The 22,977-nt window shown below is 55.7% G+C and carries 22 protein-coding genes and 1 pseudogene; 4 read left to right on the top strand and 19 right to left on the bottom strand.

Annotation, left to right across the window (positions count from 1 at the left end):
* Positions 1-40: 40 nt before the first annotated feature.
* The 9 genes from F3I20_RS10450 to F3I20_RS10410 form a co-directional block, all read right to left on the bottom strand.
* Positions 41-508 carry a YbjO family protein gene (locus F3I20_RS10450; RefSeq protein ID WP_150015253.1) on the bottom strand — a complete coding sequence of 156 codons (468 nt, stop codon included), beginning with the start codon at positions 506-508 and terminating at the stop codon, positions 41-43.
* Between the two features lie 75 nt (positions 509-583).
* Positions 584-1,429: a putrescine ABC transporter permease PotI gene (potI, locus tag F3I20_RS10445; RefSeq protein WP_150015254.1), complete on the bottom strand. Its 846-nt coding sequence runs from the start codon at positions 1,427-1,429 to the stop codon at positions 584-586.
* A complete protein-coding gene (gene potH / locus F3I20_RS10440) occupies positions 1,426-2,388 on the bottom strand; it encodes a putrescine ABC transporter permease PotH (protein ID WP_003849283.1) in 963 nt (320 codons plus the stop codon). Before potH ends, potI begins: the two co-directional genes overlap by 4 nt.
* Before the next feature lie 9 nt (positions 2,389-2,397).
* Positions 2,398-3,531: a putrescine ABC transporter ATP-binding subunit PotG gene (gene potG / locus F3I20_RS10435; RefSeq protein ID WP_013357281.1), complete on the bottom strand. Its 1,134-nt coding sequence runs from the start codon at positions 3,529-3,531 to the stop codon at positions 2,398-2,400.
* 123 nt (positions 3,532-3,654) lie between these two features.
* Positions 3,655-4,764, bottom strand: coding sequence for a spermidine/putrescine ABC transporter substrate-binding protein PotF (gene potF, locus F3I20_RS10430; protein WP_150015255.1), 1,110 nt, complete (start codon positions 4,762-4,764; stop codon positions 3,655-3,657).
* Positions 4,765-5,146: 382 nt separating this feature from the next.
* Complete coding sequence (locus F3I20_RS10425) at positions 5,147-5,626, bottom strand: YbjN domain-containing protein (protein WP_150015256.1); 480 nt, start codon at positions 5,624-5,626, stop codon at positions 5,147-5,149.
* A gap of 87 nt (positions 5,627-5,713) precedes the next feature.
* The gene (gene rimK / locus F3I20_RS10420) at positions 5,714-6,616 is read right to left on the bottom strand and encodes a 30S ribosomal protein S6--L-glutamate ligase (RefSeq protein WP_150015257.1); all 903 of its coding nucleotides are present in this window, start codon (positions 6,614-6,616) and stop codon (positions 5,714-5,716) included.
* A gap of 20 nt (positions 6,617-6,636) precedes the next feature.
* Positions 6,637-7,359 carry an oxygen-insensitive NADPH nitroreductase gene (gene nfsA / locus F3I20_RS10415; protein ID WP_150015258.1) on the bottom strand — a complete coding sequence of 241 codons (723 nt, stop codon included), beginning with the start codon at positions 7,357-7,359 and terminating at the stop codon, positions 6,637-6,639.
* A 16-nt stretch (positions 7,360-7,375) separates the two neighbouring features.
* Positions 7,376-7,627, bottom strand: coding sequence for a DUF1418 family protein (locus F3I20_RS10410; protein ID WP_150037161.1), 252 nt, complete (start codon positions 7,625-7,627; stop codon positions 7,376-7,378).
* Positions 7,628-7,881: 254 nt separating this feature from the next.
* Here F3I20_RS10410 and F3I20_RS10405 point away from each other — a divergent pair, with 254 nt between their 5' ends.
* Entirely contained in the window at positions 7,882-8,145 is a 264-nt protein-coding gene (locus F3I20_RS10405; protein ID WP_003849263.1) for a GrxA family glutaredoxin, read from the top strand.
* 88 nt (positions 8,146-8,233) lie between these two features.
* Here F3I20_RS10405 and ybjM read toward each other — a convergent pair whose 3' ends face one another.
* Positions 8,234-8,599 (bottom strand): inner membrane protein YbjM, encoded by a 366-nt coding sequence (gene ybjM, locus F3I20_RS10400; protein ID WP_033782470.1) that lies wholly within the window; start codon positions 8,597-8,599, stop codon positions 8,234-8,236.
* 258 nt (positions 8,600-8,857) lie between these two features.
* Between ybjM and F3I20_RS10395 the strand changes: the two genes are divergently transcribed.
* Together F3I20_RS10395 and ybjG are read left to right on the top strand one after the other, a co-directional pair.
* Positions 8,858-10,546, top strand: a complete 1,689-nt coding sequence (locus F3I20_RS10395; RefSeq protein ID WP_150015260.1) for an aspartate:alanine antiporter — start codon at positions 8,858-8,860, stop codon at positions 10,544-10,546.
* 401 nt (positions 10,547-10,947) lie between these two features.
* Positions 10,948-11,553 carry an undecaprenyl-diphosphate phosphatase gene (gene ybjG / locus F3I20_RS10390; protein WP_150015261.1) on the top strand — a complete coding sequence of 202 codons (606 nt, stop codon included), beginning with the start codon at positions 10,948-10,950 and terminating at the stop codon, positions 11,551-11,553.
* A gap of 258 nt (positions 11,554-11,811) precedes the next feature.
* Here the strand turns inward: ybjG and F3I20_RS10385 are convergent, their stop codons facing one another.
* Positions 11,812-13,014 (bottom strand): serine hydrolase, encoded by a 1,203-nt coding sequence (locus F3I20_RS10385; RefSeq protein WP_150015262.1) that lies wholly within the window; start codon positions 13,012-13,014, stop codon positions 11,812-11,814.
* Positions 13,015-13,286: 272 nt separating this feature from the next.
* Between F3I20_RS10385 and F3I20_RS10380 the strand changes: the two genes are divergently transcribed.
* Positions 13,287-13,943 carry an HAD family hydrolase gene (locus F3I20_RS10380; RefSeq protein ID WP_150015263.1) on the top strand — a complete coding sequence of 219 codons (657 nt, stop codon included), beginning with the start codon at positions 13,287-13,289 and terminating at the stop codon, positions 13,941-13,943.
* 145 nt (positions 13,944-14,088) lie between these two features.
* Here the strand turns inward: F3I20_RS10380 and F3I20_RS10375 are convergent, their stop codons facing one another.
* The 8 genes and pseudogenes from F3I20_RS10375 to F3I20_RS10340 form a co-directional block, all read right to left on the bottom strand.
* Complete coding sequence (locus tag F3I20_RS10375) at positions 14,089-15,225, bottom strand: PQQ-dependent sugar dehydrogenase (RefSeq protein WP_150037162.1); 1,137 nt, start codon at positions 15,223-15,225, stop codon at positions 14,089-14,091.
* A 112-nt stretch (positions 15,226-15,337) separates the two neighbouring features.
* A pseudogene (locus F3I20_RS10370) lies at positions 15,338-16,003 on the bottom strand (DUF3313 domain-containing protein).
* Positions 16,004-16,135: 132 nt separating this feature from the next.
* Positions 16,136-16,771: a carbonic anhydrase gene (locus tag F3I20_RS10365; RefSeq protein WP_010254395.1), complete on the bottom strand. Its 636-nt coding sequence runs from the start codon at positions 16,769-16,771 to the stop codon at positions 16,136-16,138.
* Between the two features lie 435 nt (positions 16,772-17,206).
* Positions 17,207-17,656 carry a DUF4385 domain-containing protein gene (locus F3I20_RS10360; RefSeq protein WP_013357267.1) on the bottom strand — a complete coding sequence of 150 codons (450 nt, stop codon included), beginning with the start codon at positions 17,654-17,656 and terminating at the stop codon, positions 17,207-17,209.
* Positions 17,653-18,558, bottom strand: coding sequence for a glutathione ABC transporter permease GsiD (gene gsiD, locus F3I20_RS10355; protein WP_150037163.1), 906 nt, complete (start codon positions 18,556-18,558; stop codon positions 17,653-17,655). Before gsiD ends, F3I20_RS10360 begins: the two co-directional genes overlap by 4 nt.
* The gene (gene gsiC / locus F3I20_RS10350) at positions 18,555-19,484 is read right to left on the bottom strand and encodes a glutathione ABC transporter permease GsiC (RefSeq protein ID WP_013357265.1); all 930 of its coding nucleotides are present in this window, start codon (positions 19,482-19,484) and stop codon (positions 18,555-18,557) included. The genes gsiD and gsiC overlap by 4 nt, the downstream gene beginning before the upstream one ends.
* Positions 19,485-19,530: 46 nt before the next feature.
* Positions 19,531-21,066 carry a glutathione ABC transporter substrate-binding protein GsiB gene (gene gsiB / locus F3I20_RS10345; protein WP_150015266.1) on the bottom strand — a complete coding sequence of 512 codons (1,536 nt, stop codon included), beginning with the start codon at positions 21,064-21,066 and terminating at the stop codon, positions 19,531-19,533.
* Between the two features lie 54 nt (positions 21,067-21,120).
* Positions 21,121-22,977 (bottom strand): dipeptide ABC transporter ATP-binding protein, encoded by a 1,857-nt coding sequence (locus F3I20_RS10340; protein ID WP_150015267.1) that lies wholly within the window; start codon positions 22,975-22,977, stop codon positions 21,121-21,123.

The following is a 22,977-nucleotide window of genomic DNA, read 5'->3' as shown; positions in this document are numbered from 1 at the left end:
GTAGAGCCTTAACGATGGGGTCTGGCGGAGCGCGATTGTATCACCGCTTCCTGAAAAAAGCGCGACTGCTGGCGGGCAGAAACAGCAGCATCAGCACCAGCAGGTCAGGGATTTTCTGCGACAGGGTGTGGTGGATAATCTGGACGTTGTTGTCGCCATCAATGCTGAAAATCTCGGGGTAAATCCCGCCCAGCGAAGCAAACAGCATATAGATCAGCACAACCCCCTGCGTGGCTACATAGCCCCAGCGGCCACGGTTACTGCCGCGCATCAGCGTAAAGGCGCAGCGCAGTTCGAACAGGAAGATGAGCTGACTGGCGATAAAGATAAGCGTCGAGTCCCAGGACTGGGCGCTGCGGTGAACAAAGTTGGCGATTTCACTGTAACCCAGCTCATTGGCCAGCATCAGTACGCTCAGGCAGCGGGTCGCAATAATGGCAATGCCCGCGACCGTCACCGGAACCGGTGCGTCTGAGAGCGTAGCACTGCTTTTGAAGATTTCTGACATAGTCCCTGACTCCACCTGATCGAAAAACGGGCCGGTTAAACCGGCCCGTTCATATAGTGGCAAAGGTTACGTATTTCAGCCACGTTTAGCTTTCTGAATATCGCTTAAACGCTGTTTTTCTTCGTGCGCCATGAATCGCCAGGCGATAAAACCGACTAAACCGACCACAAACAGGATCAGGGAAGCCAGCGCATTGATTTCCGGGTTCACGCCGCGGCGTACGGTAGCGAAGATCGCCATCGGCAGCGTGGTGGCACCCGGCCCGGTAACAAAGCTGGCAATCACCAGATCGTCGAGAGACAGAGTAAACGCCAGCAGCCAGCCGGTGACAATTGCCGGCGCAATCATCGGCACGGTAATGACGAAAAAAACCTTCAGCGGCGTCGCGCCTAAATCCATCGCCGCCTCTTCGATTGAGCGGTCCAGTTCACGCAGACGCGAGTTGATCACCACCGCCACATAGGCGGTACAGAAAGTGACGTGCGCCAGCCAGATGGTCAGCATGCCGCGTTCACTCGGCCAGCCAAAGGCGTTGCCCATGGCCACAAACAGCAGCAGCAGGGACAGACCGGTGATCACATCGGGCATCACCAGCGGTGCCGTCAGCATAAAGGCAAAACCGTTGTGCCCGCGGAAGCGACCAAAGCGCACGATGATTACCGCCGCCAGCGTGCCCAGCACTACCGCCATGGTGGCCGACAGCCCGGCAATGCTCAGACTCAGTAGCACTGCGTCGATCATCGCGCTGTCCTCAAACAGCACCTTGTACCAGTGGAAGGAGAAATTCTCCCACACCGTCACCAGCGGTGAGCTGTTAAAGGAGTAAACCACCAGCAGCAGCATCGGCGCATAGAGGAACAGGAAGCAGCAGACCAGAATGCCGGTTCGCCAGGGTGAGCGAATGGTGGGCAGATTATTCATGCCTTCTCTCCCATTTCACGGTTTTGATGCTTATGGAACCAGATGATCGGCAGAATCAGGATCAGCAGAATAATCACCGCCAGCGCAGAGGCGACCGGCCAGTCGCGGTTGTTAAAGAACTCCTGCCACAGAATACGGCCAATCATGATGCTGTCAGGGCCACCCAGCAGTTCAGGAATCACGTATTCTCCCACCGCTGGAATAAACACCAGCATCGATCCAGCAATAATGCCGCCTTTGGTCAGCGGCACAATCACGCTGAAAAAGGTCTTCAGCGGGCGTGCACCCAGATCCAGTGAGGCTTCCACCAGCGAGTAGTCGATACGGGTTAGTGCCGTGTAGATTGGCAGCACCATAAACGGCAGATAGCAGTAGACGATACCGATATAGACCGCGGTGTTGGTGTAGAGGATCACCAGCGGATGATCGATCACGCCCAGCCACAGCAGGAAGCGGTTGAGGATACCGTTGTTGTTCAGCAGCCCCATCCAGGCGTAGACGCGTACCAGAAACGAGGTCCACGACGGCAGGATCACCAGCAGCAGCAAGATGGTGCGCATCGACGGCTTGCTGTGCGCAACGGCCCAGGCGAGCGGATAGCCTATCAGCAGACAGATTACCGTGGAAATCGCCGCCACTTTCAGCGACTGCAGATAGGCGTCAATGTAGAGCGGATCATCGGTCAGCGTCAGGTAGTTACCGAAGTTGAGCACGATGCTGAACTGATCATCTGCCCAGCTCACCAGCTCGGTGTAAGGGGGAATCGCCCGTGCAATGTCCGCGAAGCTGATCTTCAGCACCGTCAGAAACGGTAGCAGAAACAACAGCACCAGCCAGACATACGGCAGAGCAATGACCAGCTTACGGCCATGCTGCATTTTTACCCGCGTGGCCCAGCGTTGCAGCGGCGTACCGACCAGTCGGGCGGGCGCTTTGGCGCGTTGGAAAATCTGGCTCATAGCCGCTCCTTAAACCGTCAACACCACGCAACTGTCGCTTTCCCAGCAGAGGCGGACTTCATCTCCCCAGGTCGGCAACCCTTTGCGGTAGCGATGCGCGTTTTGCAACTGTGCGCTGATCATTTGCCCGCTGTGCAGACGGACATGGAAGATAGAGAGATCGCCGAGATAGGCGATGTGGACCACTTCACCCACCGCAAAGTTACAACCATCGGCGGGTACTTCATCGCACAGCATCACTTTTTCCGGGCGCAGCGCGACATGCACTGGCACGTTATCGACCACCGAGACATCGGAATCGACTTTCAGCGGATGCATCAGGCCGGGGCTGTCGATTACCAGGCCATCTGCCTGACGTTCACGCAGCAAACCTTCGAAGACGTTAACCGAACCGATAAACTCCGCGCTGTAGCGGCTGGTCGGATGCTCGTAAATCTCCTCCGGCTCGCCAATCTGCACGAACTTACCGCGATTCATAATTGCGATACGGCCCGCCATGGTCATCGCCTCTTCCTGGTCGTGCGTCACCATCACGCAGGTCGCGCCCACACGCTCAAGAATATCAACCACTTCCAGCTGCATCCTGTCGCGCAGCTTCTTATCCAGTGCGCCCATCGGCTCATCGAGCAGCAGCAGTTTTGGCCGTTTCGCCAGGCTGCGTGCCAGCGCCACGCGCTGGCGCTGACCACCGGAGAGCTGATGCGGTTTGCGTTTCGCAAACTCCTGCATATGCACCAGCGCCAGCATTTCGGCGACGCGGCTGGTGATCTCCCCTTTCGGCAGCCGATCCTGCTTCAGACCAAAAGCGATATTCTGCTCAACCGTCATGTGCGGGAACAGCGCGTAGGACTGGAACATCATATTGATCGGACGCTGATAGGGCGCAACGTGCGACAGATCCTGTCCATCCAGCACAATCTGGCCGCTGGTGGGCGGCTCAAAACCGGCCAGCATACGCAGCAGCGTGGATTTGCCACAGCCCGATGCGCCCAGCAGAGCGAAGATTTCACCTTTATAAATGGTCAGACTGACATCATCCACGGCGTGCTGGCCGTCAAAAGATTTGGTCAGATTGCGGATCTCCAGCAGCGGCGTTAAGGCCTTTGCAGTTTTATGTTGAGGGCGGGGAATGGCATCGTTCACAAAGGGTTCTCTCCGGAGCCAGGCGGAACATGGCGGCAAAATCCGCCGCTAAAAATGGCACAACAGAGGCCGACACTGCGCCTCTGTTGCTGATGCGTGACAGGTCAATCCGTAAAGGACGAACTACTTACCACTTTTTACTTTAGTCCATGCGCGCGTACGCACACGATCCAGTTTCGGATCCTGGACTTTCAGCACGAACAATTTCGACATCGCTTCTGGCGTCGGGAAGATACCCGGGTTGTTGCGGACGTCGGCATTGATCAGCGGCAGCGACGCTTTGTTGCCGTTGGCGTAGTTCATTTTATTGGAGACATCAGCGATCACTTTCGGATCCATGATGTAGTTCAGCCAGGCGTAGGCACCGTCGAGGTTTTTGGCATCCTTAGGAATTGCCATCATATCGAAGAAGGCCAGTGCGCCCTCTTTTGGCACGCTGTAGCCCAGATGCACGCCGTTTTTCGCCGCATCGGCACGGTTCTTCGCCTGCAGAATATCGCCCGACCAGCCGATGGCAACGCAGGTGTTACCGTTAGCCAGATCGTTGATGTACTGAGACGAGTGGAAATAGCGGATGTTCGGACGCAACTTCAGCAGCAGGTCTGTCGCCGCACCGGAATAGTCTTTGGCATCCGAAGAGTTAGGATCCTTGCCCAGATAGTTCAGCACGGTGGCGAAAATCTCTTCCGGCGCATCCAGGAAAGAGACGCCACAGCTTTTCAGCTTCTCCAGATTTTCCGGCTTCATCACCAGGTCCCAGCTGTTGACCGGCGCATCGGTTCCCAGCGCGGCTTTGACTTTGTCGATGTTGTAGCCGATACCGGTGGTGCCCCACAGATAAGGAATGGCATATTTATTACCCGGATCGTGCTGCGCCACTTTTTCCATCAGCGCCGGATCGAGGTTTTTATAGTTAGGCAGTTTGCTCTTGTCCAGTGGCTGGAATACCCCGGACTGCAGCTGACGCGCCAGGAAGCTGGAGGATGGCACCACGACATCGTAGCCGGTACTGCCCGCCATCAGTTTGCCTTCCAGCACTTCGTTGGAGTCAAAGACATCGTAGACAACCTTAATGCCCGACTGCTTTTCAAAGTTCGGCACGGTATCTGGCGAAATATAATCGGACCAGTTGTAGACGTGCAGCGTTTTATCTTCCGCCATGCTGCTGGCCGACGCGACCATCAGCGAAGCCGCTACCACAGCTGACAGCCATTTCTGACGTGAGTTGAACATGTTTTCCATCCTCCTGAGCGGGTCATTACAACGCTGCAAACCTGAGATCCCTGCATTGCGTTCTGTACAGGACGTCAGTGACACAATGAATCATTATTCAGCGGGAGTTTACCAGCAAAATCCTATATCAGAAGCGTAGTTACGCGCCTGTTACAGCCCCGCAAGCATAGCCCCCCTGCTCAGGCTGCACCAGACCCCAGCGTAAAAAACGCCTGAAACCGATATTTTATGCATGTTTGAGCTATGAGGTTCGGCTTTGATGGTATAAACGACGACAGATATCTGGCATTAAAGGGCAAAATGCAGAATAAAAAAAGGTGGCGGCACGCGGCGTGCATAAAAAAGCCGTCTCAGGGACGGCTTAGTCTGTAAAGGGGTCGGCCTAGTGCAGCACCGAATGCACGCTGGAGACCGGAACGTGCTCTTCTTCTTCACCCACAATCAGCAGATTATTGGCAAAGGCTTCCAGAATCACCATGGAGATTTGCTCTTCACTCTGTTTCATAAAGTGTGAGAACTGACCAAAGGTTAATCCGGCGGTGGTCGTCATTGACTGACAGACAATGAGCTTCGGCAGATTATCATCCTGAATGTCGATAAAGGCTTTCACCGTCAGTGAACTGGCATTAATTTGCGACAGATCGCCGACCAGCGGAATCAGCGCCGTCGGCTTCACTTCAGCCAGCGCCGAAAAGAGAATGACGTTGTCGACCAGATCGATTTTGGCGTCAAACACCCCATCGAAGTTTTGCATGTGCGGCAGATGAAGTGCCTGACAGGCATCGCATTCGAACCAGGTGATATTTTGCTGATCCAGCCAGCGACGCAGCAGGTCGATATCCGGAACGACAAGAGAATCCATCGTAAAATCCCAGTGGGGTGATAAACAGGCGACTTAGCTTACGGAAAAATGCGTGGCGATGCCACGAAAACTGCTGAAAAGCGCGTGTCAGCCAGCGGTTTTAGGACGGAGCCCGGGGATGGCCTGCTGCTCAATCCGCTGAATCATCAGCGCGGCAATGTTAAGGCCGCTGCTGGTTTCAATGCCTTCCAGGCCGGGCGAGGCGTTCACTTCCATCACCAGCGGACCGCGATGGGCGCGCAGAATATCGACACCCGCAACCTCCAGCCCAAGCGTAGCGGCGGCTTTCACCGCCATTTCCCGCTCCTGAGGGGTAATCTCAACCGGGCAGGCTTTGCCGCCGCGATGCAGATTAGAGCGGAAATCGCCCTCTTTCGCGACCCGCTCAATCGCTGCCACCACCTGATCACCAATCACCAGGCAGCGAATATCACGCCCTTCGGCTTCTTTAATAAACTCCTGCACCAGAATATGCGCATTCAGGCCGCGGAAGGCATCAATGACGCTCTCTGCCGCCTGCCGTGTTTCCGCCAGCACGACGCCAATGCCCTGCGTCCCTTCCACCAGCTTAACCACCAGCGGCGCGCCGCCCACCATGGCGATCAGATCGTCAGTGTCATCGGGTGAGGAGGCAAAGCCGGTCACAGGCATGTCGATGCCTTCCCGTGCCAGCAGTTGCAGCGAGCGTAATTTGTCCCGGGTGCGGGTAATGGCGGCGGACTCATTCAGCGGATAGCTGCCACACATTTCAAACTGTCGCAGCACCGCCGCACCGTAAAAGGTAATGGCATTGCCGATGCGCGGAATAACCGCGTCGAAAGGGCCCAGCGGTTCACCACAATAGTGAACCGCGGGTGAGGCGGGATTGATATTCATATAGCAGGAGAGCGGATCGATGATTTGCACCTCGTGACCGCGTGCGGCGGCCTCGTCACGCAATCGCCGACTGGAGTAGAGCGTCCCATCGCGCGACAGGATGGCTATCTTCATCGCAGCTCTCCCTTTGTGGGTTAACGCGTAGCCCAGCCCTGCTGATGCAGATAATCGAGCATAAACGGACGCGTTTCTTTAATGATCAGACGCTGAATCAGCTCACTCCAGGTTTCGCTACGCGGGTTGCTGTCGCGCTGCTGATAATAGAGTTCTGTGCGGCTATCGTATTCGGCCAGCACGCTTTTATCCAGTGGCTGATAGCGGTTTTCATGCACCAGCATGGCGTGTGGCATGCGCGGTTTAACGTCCGGTTTTGACGCCGGATGCCCCAGGCAGAAACCAAACAGCGGCAGCACAAATTTCGGCAGGCCAAGCAGCTCGGTCACTTCCGCAATGCTGTTACGGATTCCGCCGATAAAGACGCCACCCAGATCCAGCGATTCCGCCGCTACCATCGCGTTCTGCCCCATCAGGGCGGTGTCGACGCAGCCCAGAAGCAACTGCTCGGCACGGCCCAGCTGCGCATCCGGGCAAATCTGCAGGTGGCGATTAAAGTCCGCGCAGAAAACCCAGAATTCAGGCGCATCCGCGACCCACGTCTGTCCGCCGGTCAGCGTCACCAGCTTGTCACGCAGCGCTTTGTCAGTGATACGGATAATAGAAGAGCACTGTAAAAAGCTGGATGTGGACGCCGATTGCGCCGCATTAATAATCGCTTCACGCTGGGCTTCACTGACCGGCTGGTCAGTAAAGGCGCGGATTGAACGGTGGCTGCACAGTAAATCAATGGTCGGTGTCATAAAGTCTCCAGCAACATTATCTTTTTTTATCAATCTGATTGAACAGCTGTGGCGCGATAGCTTTCGCGGTGCGCCACATCAATAGCCAGGCAGCAGGCAGCATCAGCACCACACCAGCGATGAACAGCAGGATGGCCAGCGTTCTGGCATCAGCCTGATCTGGCAGCGGCAGCCAGTGGTTAATCAGCAGTAGCGCCCCCAGAATTAACAGGCCGCCCGCCGCCTCCAGCACCACGATAAACCGGGGTAATCTGGCCACACTCTGCATCACATCCTCCTGCCTTTGCGGCTTACTGAGCGTCAATTATGGTCAACAACCCAAAAATTGCGCGGATTACACGGGCTGCCGTCGCAAAAAAGCCCTTATTTCAGACGCTTCCTGAACGGCAGCAATAGCGTGCGGGCATCAGACTAACAGGCAAATCCTGCTTTCCTTAAGCGATACGAGCGGGCATGATGGTTGCCATTCTCTGTTTGATTATGTGATACACATCACATAATAGTCGCTGCAAGGAGTTATCAATGATTGCTGTTATTTTTGGTCGTCCGGGCTGTCCCTACTGTGTCCGAGCCCATGAACTGGCCGACAAGCTGACCGCGGAGCGCGATGATTTTAGCTATCAGTATGTCGATATTAATGCAGAAGGCATTACTAAAGCCGATCTGGAAGCCAGCGCCGGTAAACCGGTCAGCACCGTGCCGCAGATTTTCGTGGACGAAAAACATATCGGTGGCTACACCGAGTTTGCGGCCTGGACCAAAGAGAATCTGGGATTTGTCGCGTAAGCGCAGATAACCGGAATAAAAAAGGCGAGGCAGGGTTTTCCTGTCTCGCCTTTTTGCTCTCTGGCTGACGCCAGCCATCCGGCACCGTTTAGTTGAGCGACGCCATCACGATCTGCATCAATCGTACCAGCAATGCCCCACAGCCTGCCCAGAACAGCGCGCTGAGACTCCATGCGATGGCAAACAGTCCGCTGCTGTGAATAAACAGGCTGTTATTGAGCAGAAGTGCTGCCAGCAACGTTCCCCAGAGTCCCATCAGCAGCGTGCTTTTTAACGGGCTTTCCACCTGCATCAATGCCATTACAATACCGGGCAACATAAAGAGCAGTAATTCGGGCTGACCACGGAGCGGGCCGGGACCGACCTGCCAGAAATGACAGGTAAAAACAAACACCAGACTGTACAACACCACGCCGCACAGGCGGGTAGTCCAGAGATAAGAACGCTGCGGCATACCACCCCACTGATTAAAAGTAACCCCGACAATAACCTGCTGATATCCCTGATGCGTTCTGGTGGAAATAAAAAGAAACAGTTCGCTGTGGTAACGAATGAAAACAGCCAATGGCTGTGAAAGATATTTGTGATTAGAATAGCGCCGCGATACCGGTTCCATTTGCAGTGTTGATACAACAGCACCTCAACGGCCTGCTCACGATAGCGAAAAACAGGCCACTCTTCAACAGGTTACACGTAAACAAGAAGTTAAACAGTGAATATTAACGTCGCAGGATTGTTAAGCGGAAATGACATTTTGTTATTATTTGTCGTTTTAGCGCTCGGCCTCTGTCTGGGCAAGTTGCGTCTTGGCTCGGTTCAGCTGGGAAATTCGATTGGCGTATTAGTGGTTTCGCTCTTATTAGGGCAGCAGCACTTCGCGATCAATACCGATGCATTAAGTCTGGGCTTTATGCTGTTTATTTTTTGTGTTGGTGTTGAAGCGGGTCCCAACTTTTTTTCTATTTTCTTTCGCGACGGCAAAAACTATTTCATGCTCGCCATCGTGATGGTGGTCAGCGCGTTGTTGCTGGCACTGGGGCTGGGAAAACTCTTTGGCTGGGATATTGGTCTCACCGCAGGCATGCTGGCCGGGTCGATGACCTCAACACCGGTGCTGGTCGGAGCGGGTGATACTCTGCGGCAAAGCATCAGCGATTCCAAGCAGCTTGGATTGATGCAGGATCAGCTGAGCCTCGGTTATGCCGTGACCTACCTGATTGGACTGGTCAGCCTGATTTTTGGTGCCCGTTACCTGCCCCGCCTGCAACACCAGGATCTGCCCACCAGCGCCCAGCAGATCGCCCGCGAGCGCGGTCTGGATGCGGACAGCCAGCGTAAAGTCTTTCTGCCGGTGATCCGCGCCTATCGCGTGGGCCCGGAACTGGTGGCGTGGAGCGACGGCAAAAACCTGCGCGAGCTGGGTATCTATCGTCAGACAGGTTGCTACATTGAGCGTATCCGCCGTAACGGTATTCTCGCCAGTCCCGATGGGGATGCGGTGTTACAACTGGGTGATGATATCTCGCTGGTCGGCTATCCCGACGCACACGCCCGGCTCGATCCCAGTTTCCGTAACGGTAAAGAGGTGTTTGACCGCGACCTGCTGGATATGCGCATCGTCACCGAAGAGATCGTGGTGAAAAACCATAACGCAGTAAACAAACGCCTCAGCAAGTTAAACCTTACCGATCACGGCTGCTTCCTGAACCGCGTAATACGCAGTCAGATCGAGATGCCGATCGACGACAGCATCATGCTCAATAAAGGTGATGTGTTGCAGGTCAGCGGCGAGGCGCGACGGGTGAAAAGCGTGGCAGATCGTATCGGCTTTATCGCGATTCACAGTCAGATGACCGATCTTCTGGCCTTCTGCGCCTTCTTTATCGTGGGTCTGATGATTGGTCTGATCACCTTCCAGTTCAGCAATTTCAGTTTTGGTATCGGGAACGCGGCGGGTCTGCTGTTCGCCGGTATCATGCTTGGCTTCCTGCGCGCCAACCATCCGACCTTTGGCTATATTCCGCAGGGCGCGCTTACCATGGTGAAAGAGTTCGGCCTGATGGTATTTATGGCGGGTGTAGGATTAAGCGCCGGCAGCGGAATTAATCACGGCCTGAGCAGCGACGGTGCGCTGATGCTGCTGTGCGGTCTGCTGGTCAGCCTGATTCCGGTGATCATCTGCTATCTGTTTGGAGCCTATGTGTTGCGAATGAACCGCGCCCTGCTATTTGGGGCCATCATGGGCGCGCGAACCTGCGCACCAGCCATGGAGATCATCAGTGATACCGCACGCAGTAATATTCCGGCGCTGGGCTATGCCGGAACCTATGCGATCGCCAACGTGTTACTGACGCTGGCGGGGACGCTGATTGTGATTATCTGGCCGATACTGCCCCTATAAAATTTTTTTGCTGACGTCCAGAACTTTATTGTTAAGCGATAGTCATAATAAGTGCCACTGCTTTTCTTTGAAATCCCCAAATTGTGGAGCCCGCTGGTCTTTTTCCCGGCGGGTTTTTTTATGCCTTTTTCGTCCCATCCCGCGCTTCCACTCCGTAATCACCTCTCAAACCGTCATAAAACTTAAACAGTTGTGCAACTCATTATGAGATTAAGAGCCTTTCTATAGACGATTAGCCCGACAAAAAGCAGGATAGCGCGCTGATAAGTTAGCAAATTGTGCTGATTGATTGGTCAGGCGCGCTGTCGCTGAACGTTTATTTGCCGCTGTTATCGGGCCTGGGTGACTGGATGTTGCCTGACGCTGATGACCGGCCTGTCTGCTGAGGAATTTATCCCGAAATGGAAGAGCTGAACCACGCACTGTTTACTGCCATCAATGCCACACCGGCGTCACCTGCCTGGTTGCTGCAACTGGCGACCTTTATTGCCAGAGATTTGATCGCCATCGTGCCGCTGTTAATTGTGGCGATGTGGCTCTGGGGACCGCGCGATCAGGTCTCTTCGCAGCGGGCGCTGGTACTGAAAACCGGTATGGCGCTGATCTATGCGCTGGCGATCTCCTGGTGTGTGGGCCACCTGCTGCCGCATCCCCGCCCTTTCGCCATTGGCTACGGTTATCAGTTCCTGCCTCACGCCGCCGATGACTCCTATCCCAGCGATCACGGCACGACAATATTCACCTTTGCTCTGGCATTTATTTTCTGGCATCGCCTCTGGTCGGGTGTGGTACTGATGATGGCGGGTTGTGCCATCGCCTGGTCGCGGGTTTATCTGGGTGTTCACTGGCCAATGGATATGCTGGGCGGGTTCCTGGTGGGTCTGCTGAGCTGTCTGGCGTCACATCTGGCGTGGCAGTTCTATGGCGAGCGGATGCTGGCGGTGATCAACCCGCTCTATCGGGCGCTGTTTGCCCTGCCGATTCGTAAGGGCTGGACGCAGAATTAAGGACGGGGTGCGGTTGCGTCTCCTTAATTGTCTGGAATCTGCTTCAACTGGCGGTGAGATCGAACCTGCGCAGGGAACAGGGTCAGATCGGAAAGACGCAAAAACCGCCATCCATGGCACGCTCGACCCGCGCCGTCCATGGCGCGGGACGCTTTCCTCTTCTGACCCAGTTCCCAGCGCGCTGAGCTAAAGCGTTGCTGCTGGATTCTGATTTGGAAACAGCACTCGTCTCAGGGACGGATCAGCGTCCCTGCTCACTTACGACAACCACTTCCCGAACCAGCCGTTAAACTTCATCATTACGAAGTCAATCATCCGGCTGAAGAAGCCGCCTTCCGGCACATCCTGCAGCACCACCAGCGGACGCTGCTCAATAGTTTTGCCATCCAGCTGAAAATCGATAGTGCCCACTACCTGATTCTTCTTCAGCGGTGCTTCCAGCTGAGGTGTGGTCAGTTTAAAACTCGCCTTCAGGTTCTTCATCTGCCCTTTCGGGATGGTCAGCGCCGCATCTTTCGCTACCCCGAGATTCACCTGGCTCTTATCACCAAACCAGACCCGCTGCTGCGCAAAAGGTGCATCCGCCTTAATCGGCGTCACCGTTTCAAAGAAACGGAAGCCCCATGTCAGCAGCTTTTCACTTTCGCGGAAACGTATGGCATCGCTGGCGGTGCCGAGCACTACCGAGATCAGGCGCATATCGCCTTCGGTCGCGGAAGCCACCAGGTTATTGCCCGCTCCGGAGGTGTGACCGGTTTTAACGCCATCCACCTTAAGGTTGGTGCTCCACAACAGACGGTTGCGGTTAATCTGGCGAATATTGTTGAAGGTGAACTCTTTCTCTTTATTCAGTGCGTACTCTTCTGGCACATCGCGGATCAGCGCCTGAGCAATCAGCGCCATATCCCGCGCGGTGCTGTACTGCCCTTCAGCATCCAGACCATGCACCGTCATAAAGTGGGTATTCTGGAGTCCCAGCGCCTTTACATAGTTGTTCATCAGGCCGATAAACGAGTCCTGACTGCCCGCCACATAATCTGCCAGCGCTATACAGGCGTCATTACCGGACTGGATCACAATCCCTTTATTCAGCTCATGAACCGGTATCCGATCGCCCGGCTTGAGGAACATCAGCGAAGAGCCACGCAGCTTCGGATTGCCGGTGGCCCAGGCATCCTGTCCCACGGTGACCAGGTCATCCGGTTTAATTTTGCCCGCTTTAATCGCCTGACCGACCACGTAGCTGGTCATCATCTTGGTCAGACTGGCAGGATCAAGACGCTGATCGGCGCTGGATTCGGTTAACACTTTGCCGCTGGCATAATCGATCAGAATCCATGCTTTAGCATCAATGCCAGGCGCAGCGGGAGCCTGTTCAGCAAAAGCGCTGATGGGGGCGATAATCAGTAATGAGGTGGCAACGAGGTGCCGCAGGCGAGATGTGAAACGAGTGTTTGTCATGGGCTTGGCCGAATTGTCCTTGTTAAATCGAAATTCCAGGGGCAGAAAATTCTCACTCAAACGCTAACCGTTGCCGGCAGCGAAAAAAACCGTCGAATCGTAAAGTTTTTTAGAGTTTAGTAGAGTAACCCTGGCATAAACGCCGCGCACGTGCCGCTTTTTCCCGCGCCTGTCACTTTCTGAATTGCGTGAAATTCCGATTTTTCGCAGAAGAGTTAAGCCCGTCACAATTATCGGCTAACCTGAAAGCCAGTCAGCCGAGGAGACCGACCATGGACTTAGCCCTTTTTGATCTTGATGAAACACTGATTTGTGAAGACAGCACCAGCCTGTGGCTGCGCTGGCTGGTATCACAGGGATTTGCCCCCAGCGAACTGATTGATCAGGAACAGGCATTAATGAACCAGTACTACGCCGGTACGCTGTCGATTGAAGAGTATATGAATAAAACACTCTCCCCTCTGGCAGGCATGGCAACACTGACCGTTGAAGGCTGGGTGCGCCGCTTCATTCACCGTGACATCATGCCGCGCGTTTATCCTGCAGCGCGCGAGCGCATTGAGTGGCACCGGACACGCGGTGACAGAGTGATGATCATCTCTGCCAGTGGCGAACATCTGGTGGTGCCGATTGCTGAGAAGCTGGGTGCCTGCGGCGCGCTGGCGATTGGCGTTGAGATCGTGGATGAACGCTACAGCGGCAACACCTACGGCACCATGACCTACAAAGAGGGCAAAGTGACCCGCCTGGGTGACTGGAAAGCGCTGCAGCAGGAGGAGAACTTTAACCGTACCTGGGCCTACAGCGATTCCATGAACGACCTGCCACTGCTGAAGCAGGCCGATCATGCCCACGTTATCAACCCTGATGAACAACTGCATCAGGAAGCTCTAAACCGCGGCTGGCAGGTTTATCACTGGGCGCGATGATTCAGAGCCTGTCCCGGCAGGCATCCTTGTCTCCAGTCGGGACACGGACCACGCGCAGCAACCAGCACGTACATGGAGTACGCGAAGATTGTGAGCACGGCTCAGGTCCGGACTGACAAATAAAATCGTCTGCCAGGTCTCGCTCTTAGCCGCGGGACGCGCCAGCGTCCTGCGCTAATCCCACTTTCAGCAGCTTACCATTAGCCTCATCGGTCAGCACATAGAGCCAGCCATCCGGTCCCTGCCGCACATCGCGGATTCGCGCCTTCTGATCGTCCAGCAGGCGCTGCTCTTCCACCACTTTTTCGCCGTTGAGACTCTGACGGATCAGGTTTTTCTCTTTCAGTGCTCCGATAAACACCGAATTCTTCCACTGCGGAAAACGGGCGCTGTTATAAAACGCCATGCCGCTGATGGCCGGAGAATCCTTCCAGTGATAAAGCGGCTGTTCGGTGCCTGCAGCATGGGTGCCCTTTGATTCCGGCACTTTATCGCCGTTGTAGTCAATGCCGTACGTTGCCAGCGGCCAGCCGTAGTTTTTGCCACGGCTCATGATATTCACTTCATCGCCGCCGCGCGGGCCATGTTCATTTTCCCATATCATGCCGGTCCAGGGATTAAGCGCCAGTCCCTGCGGATTACGCAGACCATAGGCCCAGATCTCTGGCCGCGCGCCGGGCTTTTTCACAAACGGATTATCGTCCGGCACGCTGCCATCGGTGTTGAGCCGCAGCAGCTTACCCTGCAGCTTATCGAGATCCTGCGCTGCGCTGCTGACAAAATTATCGCCGAACGCGATCCAGAGATAGCCCTGAGTATCAAACGCCAGCCGGGTACCGATATTGTTGCCGCTGGAGAGCATCGGCGTCTGCCGGACCACCTCGCGGAAATCGCTGAGTTGCCGGTTATCAGGACTCAGCGTCCCGACACCCACGACGGCACCCGCTTTGCCGCTGCTGTTCGCCTCAGTGTAGCTGAGCCAGACGCGACGGCTGGTCGCAAAATCGGGTGCCAGCACCACGTCCAGCAGGCCACTCTGCCGTTCTGCCCAGACCTTTGGCACACCCTGAATCGGCTGCGACAGGCCACTCTCCGGACTCCAGCTGCGCAGCGCTCCGCTACGTTCGGTAATCAGCAGCGTTTTGTTGTCGGGCAGGAAGGCAACAGACCATGGATGTTGTAACTTATCCTGCAATACCTCAACTTTTACGTCAGCGGCAAAAAGTGGCGAGGCGCAGAACAGCGCGCCGCCGAGCACAAGAGTAGTCGAAAAACGGGTCATAAGGTTCTCCTGACGGGATAGCGTGCCCTTAAGCGTAGTCATCCACTGCTTGGTGAACCTGAGGATTTACAAAAGATTAAACAGGGCGACAAGGATGTGCAGCCCCGAAGGGTTATGGCGCGTTGAAACTCACCGTGTCACGAACCAGCATATCAACACCCGGCTTCAGGTCATCAACGGTGATTGGCGTCGTGCTGTTACTGACCGTTTTGCCAAAGGCTTTTCGCACAACCCGGAGCAACGGTTTGCCGGTCACGGCATCGCTGGCTTCGATTTCCAGGAACAGTTCACTGTTCTGAGTTCGGTGGCCTGATGCCGCCACCGTACTGGCGACGACTGCCGCAATCGGCACCACTTCGTAAAACTGTACGCCCTCGTTCTCTGCCGGGACGGCGCTGATCGCGGCACGCACTTTAAGAGTATGTGGCGAAACCTGATTAACCAGCGGCAGAGGGGTGGCAATCGCTCCTTTTAACTGAATGTCGGTGTAACTGCGTATCTGATCCAGCGTCTGCTGACTGACGCGAGCCGTAGGCCGTGCAGCCGGATAGAACACGACCGGTGTATAGAGCACATCCTGATACTGGCTGCTCTTGTCGTCGGGCGAAATCCAGCGCAGAGTCGGTTCCCCGCGGGCTGACTCAGAGGGCTCTGGCTGGCTTTAATCCACTAAGAAGCCCGAATAGTGCTGCTTGTCTGCAACATGAAAATGACATCCACTGAGCAACAGTGCGGAGACTGCCAGCAGAGCAGCAACGGACGTTTTACGCTTGATCAACTCGCTTGTGTCAGAGGTTTAAGCATGAATGGATAAATCACGAGGAAATGCTGAAAATAAGCGTCGTTCTAAGGGGTTATCTGTGCGGAAGATCGGAAAATACCCGCTGCATAACGCAGCGGGTAAAAGCCATTACTCGAAGCAGGTATCAGGATTTTCCGACAGGGTGATGAATTGCTTACCGCCCTGGGTCAGCGCCATGATGGTGCCGCTTTCGATATCGTAAACCCAGCCATGCAGACGCAGCTTGCCGTTACGCAGGGCAACAGAGACCGACGGATGGGTTTTCATGTTGTTGAGCTGAGCGATGACGTTCTCTTTGACCATCTCGTTCAGTTTCTTCTCTGGTGAGTCATACTCACGCTGCTCGACCACCGCCTTTGCTGCATCGGCATAGCGCAGCCAGTGCTCAACTGCAGGCATGGTGTCCATGCAGGCGCAGGAGGCGATGGCGTTCATGGCACCGCAGTTGGAGTGACCGCAGATGATGATGTCGGAGACGCCCAGCGCGACCACAGCATATTCGATCGTAGCGGAGACACCGCCCGGCTCCGGGCCAAATGAGGGAACGATGTTGCCCGCATTGCGGATAACGAACAGCTCTCCTGGCTCCTGCTGCGTCACCAGTTCAGGCACCAGACGGCTGTCTGAACAGGAGATGAACAGCGCTTTCGGATTTTGATTTGACGCCAGGCTTTTGAAAAGATCCTTCCTTTCAGGAAACACATTCTGCTGGAAATTCAGAAATCCGTTGATGATCTCTTTCATTATTTAGCTCTCACATTATCCATTTCATTACCTGAGGGGCATAGCCCCCTCAGTGGGGTTTGCTGGTTTATTATTAATGAAAACAAGTGAATATCAACCCGCGTTTTTCAGACAGCCCTGAAGCGCTGTCATCGTCAGCGTTTCGCTTATCTCTTATCCAGCATTCCCGAAGCCGATTTCTTTTTACAGCACGGGAGGTTACTGGAAAAGGCAGAGGGGGTTCCGCCCACTTTTATTGTCTGAGCCGTGGACCGGCTTTTACGCGTTTTTTCACTACTTTACGTCGCAGTTTGAACGAAACCAAAGATTTCTGTTTTGCATCTGGTCTTTGAGGGCAGATTAAGGGGAGCAGGATAACGCCCGGAGAATAAGCCGGGCGGGTTCAGGTAATGATGGCAGCCACGGTGGAGGTGGCCGGGGGAAAAGATTTAGCGCTTAACCATACTGCTGCTGATGCGCCTTCTTGCGTCGCAGGTAGTCCTCATCTTCGCGCAGTTTGTCCCAGTAAGCCTTGAAAATAGCGGCCGCCGCGGCCTTTTCCTCGTTGACGCCGCGCGGCAGCTCCTTGCCGTCCGCGTCATATTTGCGGCCGCCTTTGTGGTTACTGTAACGTCGCGCCCGGGTATATCCCATCTGGATAAATTTGCGCGCCATATCCATGCCGACAAAATCGTCCTGACGCCGGTAATCCTCAAACAGCGCCATGATTTTTTCAGCCGACTCTTCAGCAATGGGAACGGTGCGAAAACGCCAGTGCGGCAGAATTTCGCCTTTATAAGGCTCGACCATCAGCACACCCTGCTCACCTCGCCCGACCTGATAAAGCTCGGGATGCTGGCGGAAGTCGATCGTGCTGAAGTCCTGATCATAATCGAAAGGTTTCATCTCTTTAGTTTAGGATCAAGTGCGTCACGTAGCCCGTCACCGAGCAAATTAAATGCCAGAACCGTGAAGAAAATCGCCAGACTGGGGAAAATCGCCACGTGTGGGGCAATCACCATGTCGGCCCGCGCCTCATTCAACATTGCGCCCCACTCCGGCGTGGGCGGCTGTGCGCCCAGCCCGAGAAATGACAGACTGGCGGCGGTGATGATGGAGGTGCCAACCCGCATAGTGAAATAGACCACAATCGGCGATACGGTGCCTGGGAGGATATGCCGCATCAGGATTGTCCAGTCAGACGCGCCGATGCTGCGTGCCGACTCAATATAGGTCTGATGCTTCAGCACCAGCGTGTTACCGCGTACCAGACGGGCAAAGGCCGGGATACTGAAGATAGCGACGGCCACAATCACGTTGCTCATGCCACTGCCCATAATCGCCACTACCGCAATTGCCAGCAGAATGCCGGGAAAGGCAAACAGCACATCACAGATGCGCATGGTGATACGGTCCCACCAGCCTTCGTAATACCCGGCCAGCAGACCAAACAGCGTGCCAATCACTGCGCCAATGACCACCGAAAAAAAGCCGGCAATCAGAGAGATACGCGTGCCGACCAGCACCCGGCTGAAGATGTCGCGACCCAGCGAATCGACGCCAAAGTAATGTATCAGCGACGGACCGTCGTTGAGCCGGTCATAATCGAAGTAGTTCTCTGCGTCGAACGGCGCAATCCACGGGGCGATCACCGCCAGCACAATCAGCAGCAGCACAAAAGCCCCGGCCAGAAGCGCCACCGGCTGACGCCGGAAGCGTCGCCAGAATTCACGCCACGGCGTACGCACGCGGTTCTCCGCGATCAGCGGCATCGTTTTCAGTGCCGCTTCACGTCGCCAGTTTTTCATCGCGACTCCTTAAAGCGAATAGCGGGGTTAATCACCGCATAAAGCATGTCGACAAACAGATTGATCAGAATAAACTCCAGTGAAAACAGTAGTACTTCGGCCTGAATAACCGGATAGTCGCGCATCGCCACGGAGTCGACCAGCAGACGCCCCAGGCCCGGCCAGTTAAACACCACCTCGACCACGATTGAGCCGCCCAGCAGAAAACCAAACTGCAGCCCCATCATCGTGACTACCGGGATCATCGCGTTGCGCAAGCCATGTTTCACCACCACCAGCGACTCGCGTACCCCTTTAGCTCTGGCGGTGCGCATGTAATCTTCCTGCATCACCTCCACGAACGAGGCGCGGGTAAAGCGCGCCATTACCGCCGCGACCGCTGCACCTAAGGTGATGGAGGGCAGAATGTAATGCTTCCAGCTCTCAGCCCCGACGGTGGGCAGCCAGCCCAGCTCAACCGAGAAGACCTGCATCAGCAGCATCCCCAGCGCAAAGGCGGGAAACGAAATGCCCGACACCGCCAGCGTCATCCCCAGCCGATCGGGCCAGCGGTTACGCCAGACAGCCGAAACGATGCCGATGGTCATGCCAAAAATCACTGCCCAGATCATGCTGGCCAGCGTTAACCACAGTGTCGGCATAAAGCGTGAGGCAATCTCATCCGCAACCGGCCGCTTTGAGACCATCGACTGACCGAAATCACCCTGCAGCGCATTCAGCATAAAATGCCAGAATTGCTGTGGCAGCGGCAGATCGAGACCCAGCTCCTGACGCACCAGCGCCACCACCGAGGCATCCGCTTCCGGTCCGGCGATCAGGCGTGCCGGGTCGCCCGGCAGCAGGTGAACAAACAGGAATACCAGCACCGCCACGATCAGCAGCGTGGGGATCAGCCCAAACAGTCGTTTGAGAAAGTAGTTAAACATGCAACATCCTGCAGTTGCGGCCAGCCACACGGGCTGGCCGACTCCGTTACTTCAGCGTGGCCTCATCAAAATTGAATGAGGTATCAGGCATCACATAAAAACCAGTCAGGTTTTTGCTGTTGGCAGAAACCAGCTGCTCAACCACCAGCGGGATCCACGGATGGTCCTGCCAGATGGTGTCCTGCGCCTCTTTGTAGAGACGCGCTTTTTCAGCCCGGTCGGTGGTTTTCAGCGCATCGGCCAGATCTTTATCGACCTTCGGATTGCTGTAAAACGCGGTGTTGAAGATTGCCGGTGGCCAGGCTGCGGTGGCAAACAGTGGCGTCAGCGCCCAGTCGGCTTCACCGGTTGAGGCGGACCAGCCGGTGTAGAACATGCGCACGCCGCTCTCTTTCTGGCCTTTACCTTCGACTTCTGCAGCACGCTGACCCGCATCCATCGCCGTAACTTTTACCTTCACGCCAATCTGCGCCAGTTGCTGCTGAGTGAACTGCAGTACCTTCTGCGCGGTGCTGTGGTTGTGCGACGACCAGAGTGTGGTTTCAAATCCGTTGGGGTAACCCGCCTCTTTCAGCAGCGCTTTGGCTTTAGCGGGATCGTAACTGATAGCCGGATAGGTCTGCGCAAAGTCGATGGCGGGCGGCACGATGCCGGTCGCAGGCGTGGCGTAACCGGCGAAGGCCACTTTCGCCAGCGCCTGACGATTGATGGCATACTCCAGCGCTTCACGCACCTTCGGATTATCGAACGGCTTCTGCGTGACGTTCAGGCTGATGTAACGCTGCATAATGGAAGGCGTGGTCACCACATCGAGCTTGTTGTTCTTCTCCAGCCGTTTCGCCTGCTCATAAGGCACCGGGAACGCAAGGTTCGCTTCGCCGGTCTGCAGCATGGCCGCGCGAGTGTTGTTATCCACCACCGGTCGCCAGGTAATGCTGTCCAGCTTCGGATAGCCCGGTTTCCAGTAGCCGTCCCACTTCTTCACCTTCACAAAGTCGGTCTGATTCCAGGTTTCAAACACAAACGGACCGGTGCCCACCGGATGGAAACCGATCTCTTTGCCATATTTTTTCAGCGCGGTGGGTGAAATCATCGCCGCCGCCGGATGGGCCAGATTATTAATAAAGGCAGAGAATGGCTCTTTCAGCGTCACTTTCACCGTCGTCGGATCCACGACTTCGGTGCTGGCGATGCGTTTGAACAGGTTGTAGCGCTTAAGATGGTTATCCGGATTGCTGGCGCGGTCGAGGTTGACCTTCACCGCATCCGCATTGAAGTCCGTGCCATCCTGGAATTTAACCCCGGAACGCAGCTTAATCGTGTAGGTCAGGCCGTCGGCGCTGGCCTGGTAGCTCTCCGCCAGCACATTGGTGAGTTTCATATCCTTATCGAAGCCAAACAGCCCCTGATAAAAAGATTTCGCCACCGCCTGCGACAGCGTGTCGTTGGCATCATAAGGATCGAGCGTGGTGAAGTTGGACGCGACGGCAATCACCGCATCCTGTGCTGCCCAGGCGGGCAATGTCATTGCGCTGCTTAACACGCCAGCCGCCAGTAACCCTTTACGCATCGTAATCTGCATCTTGTTCTCCTGTAATCCCTGTCGGGTTGGTCGCCGGAGCGACATCTTCACTGTTCAGGTCGCGCTGATAATGTGGCGGGCGACGAAATGGCCCGGAGCCACCTCCATCAGCGGGGCCACTTCAGGTTCATCCCCTAACGCATGAATCGGGCTGGGGATCTCATCGACCAGTAAGGCGCGTTCACGACGCCGGTGTGCCGGATCGGCTACCGGGACCGCGGCCATGAGTTTTCGGGTGTAGGGATGCTGAGGCTGTTCAAACACTGCCTGACGCGGCCCTATCTCAACAATCTGACCGAGATACATTACTGCCACGCGGTGGCTGATACGCTCCACCACCGCCATATCGTGAGAAATAAACAGAAAGGCGATGCCAAACTCGCGCTGCAGGTCGAGCATCAGATTGATGATCTGCGCCTGAATCGACACATCCAGCGCCGAGACAGACTCATCGGCGATGATAACCTTCGGATTCAGCGCCAGCGCGCGGGCAATACAGATGCGCTGGCGCTGCCCGCCGGAAAATTCATGCGGATAGCGCTGAGCATGCTCCGGCAGCAGACCAACTTTATCCAGTAACCAGGCGACACGCTGCTCTGCCTCGCGACGCGGCATCGCTTTGTGGACCAGCAGCGGCTCCATAATCGAGAAGCCAACCGTCAGCCGGGGATCAAGCGAAGCGTAAGGATCCTGAAAAATAAACTGAATATCGCGCCGCAGATGGGCGAGCGCAGCACCTGAAAGATGGTCAATGCGCTGTCCGTCAAACGTTAGCGTGCCACCCTGGCTGGCAACCAGCTTCAGCAGCGAGCGTCCGGTGGTCGATTTACCACAGCCGGACTCCCCCACCAGTGCCAGAGTCTCACCAGCATAGAGATCGAAACTGACTTTTTCGACGGCGTGAACCCGGCTTTTAACGCGATTCAGCAGGCCGCCGCGAATATCGAAGCGGGTGACCAGGTCGCGTACCTGCAGAATGGGTGGCTGCAGACGGCGAACCGTATCCTGCGGCACGTCATCAACGGCATCACTGTGCAGCAGCGGAAACCTGGCCGGCAGGGGTTGGCCCTGCATCGAGCCGAGTCTGGGCACCGCGGCCAGCAGCGCCTGGGTGTAGGGCTGCTGCGGTGCGCTGAACAGTTCGGCGACCGGCGCATTCTCCACCACATCGCCGCGATACATGACCTGAACGCGATCGGCCATTTCGGCGACTACGCCCATATCGTGCGTGATAAAAATCACCCCCATCTGCATCTCTTTTTGCAGCACGCGGATGAGTTGCAGAATCTGCGCCTGAATGGTGACGTCGAGCGCGGTGGTCGGCTCATCGGCAATCAGCAGCGCCGGTTTGCAGCAGAGCGCCATCGCAATCATCACGCGCTGACGCATTCCGCCTGAGAGCTGATGCGGAAAACGAGACAGGACATTGTGCGCATCGGGAATGCGTACCAGATCCAGCATCCGGCGCGCCTCTGCCAGTGCCGCGGCATGGCTCAGCCCCTGATGAAGACGGATGGATTCAGCAATCTGCTCGCCCACGGAGAAGACCGGATTCAGCGAGGTCATCGGCTCCTGAAAGATCATCGCCATATCCGCGCCACGCACCCGACGCATCTGACTTTTTGAGGCGCGCATCAGATCCAGTACCTCGCCATTTCGACGACGTAATTGCACTTCACCGCTCACCCTGCCGCCAGCCTGCTCAATCAGCCGCATCAGCGCCAGCGAGGTGACCGATTTGCCTGAACCTGACTCTCCTACCAGCGCCAGCGTTTCGCCGCGAAACAGATCGAGTGACAAATGACGCACCGCGTCTGTGACGGTGGCTTCGTGCTGAAAACGCACACTGAGATCGCGCACCGCCAGCACCTGATCAGGAGCCAGCGGCGGTAACGTTTGCCTGTCGCTCAT

This window comes from Candidatus Pantoea gossypiicola, from assembly GCF_008632075.1.
GTDB lineage: Bacteria > Pseudomonadota > Gammaproteobacteria > Enterobacterales > Enterobacteriaceae > Pantoea > Pantoea gossypiicola.
The sequence above is the reverse complement of the archived record's forward strand: the minus strand, read 5'-3'. Positions and strand labels throughout refer to the sequence as shown.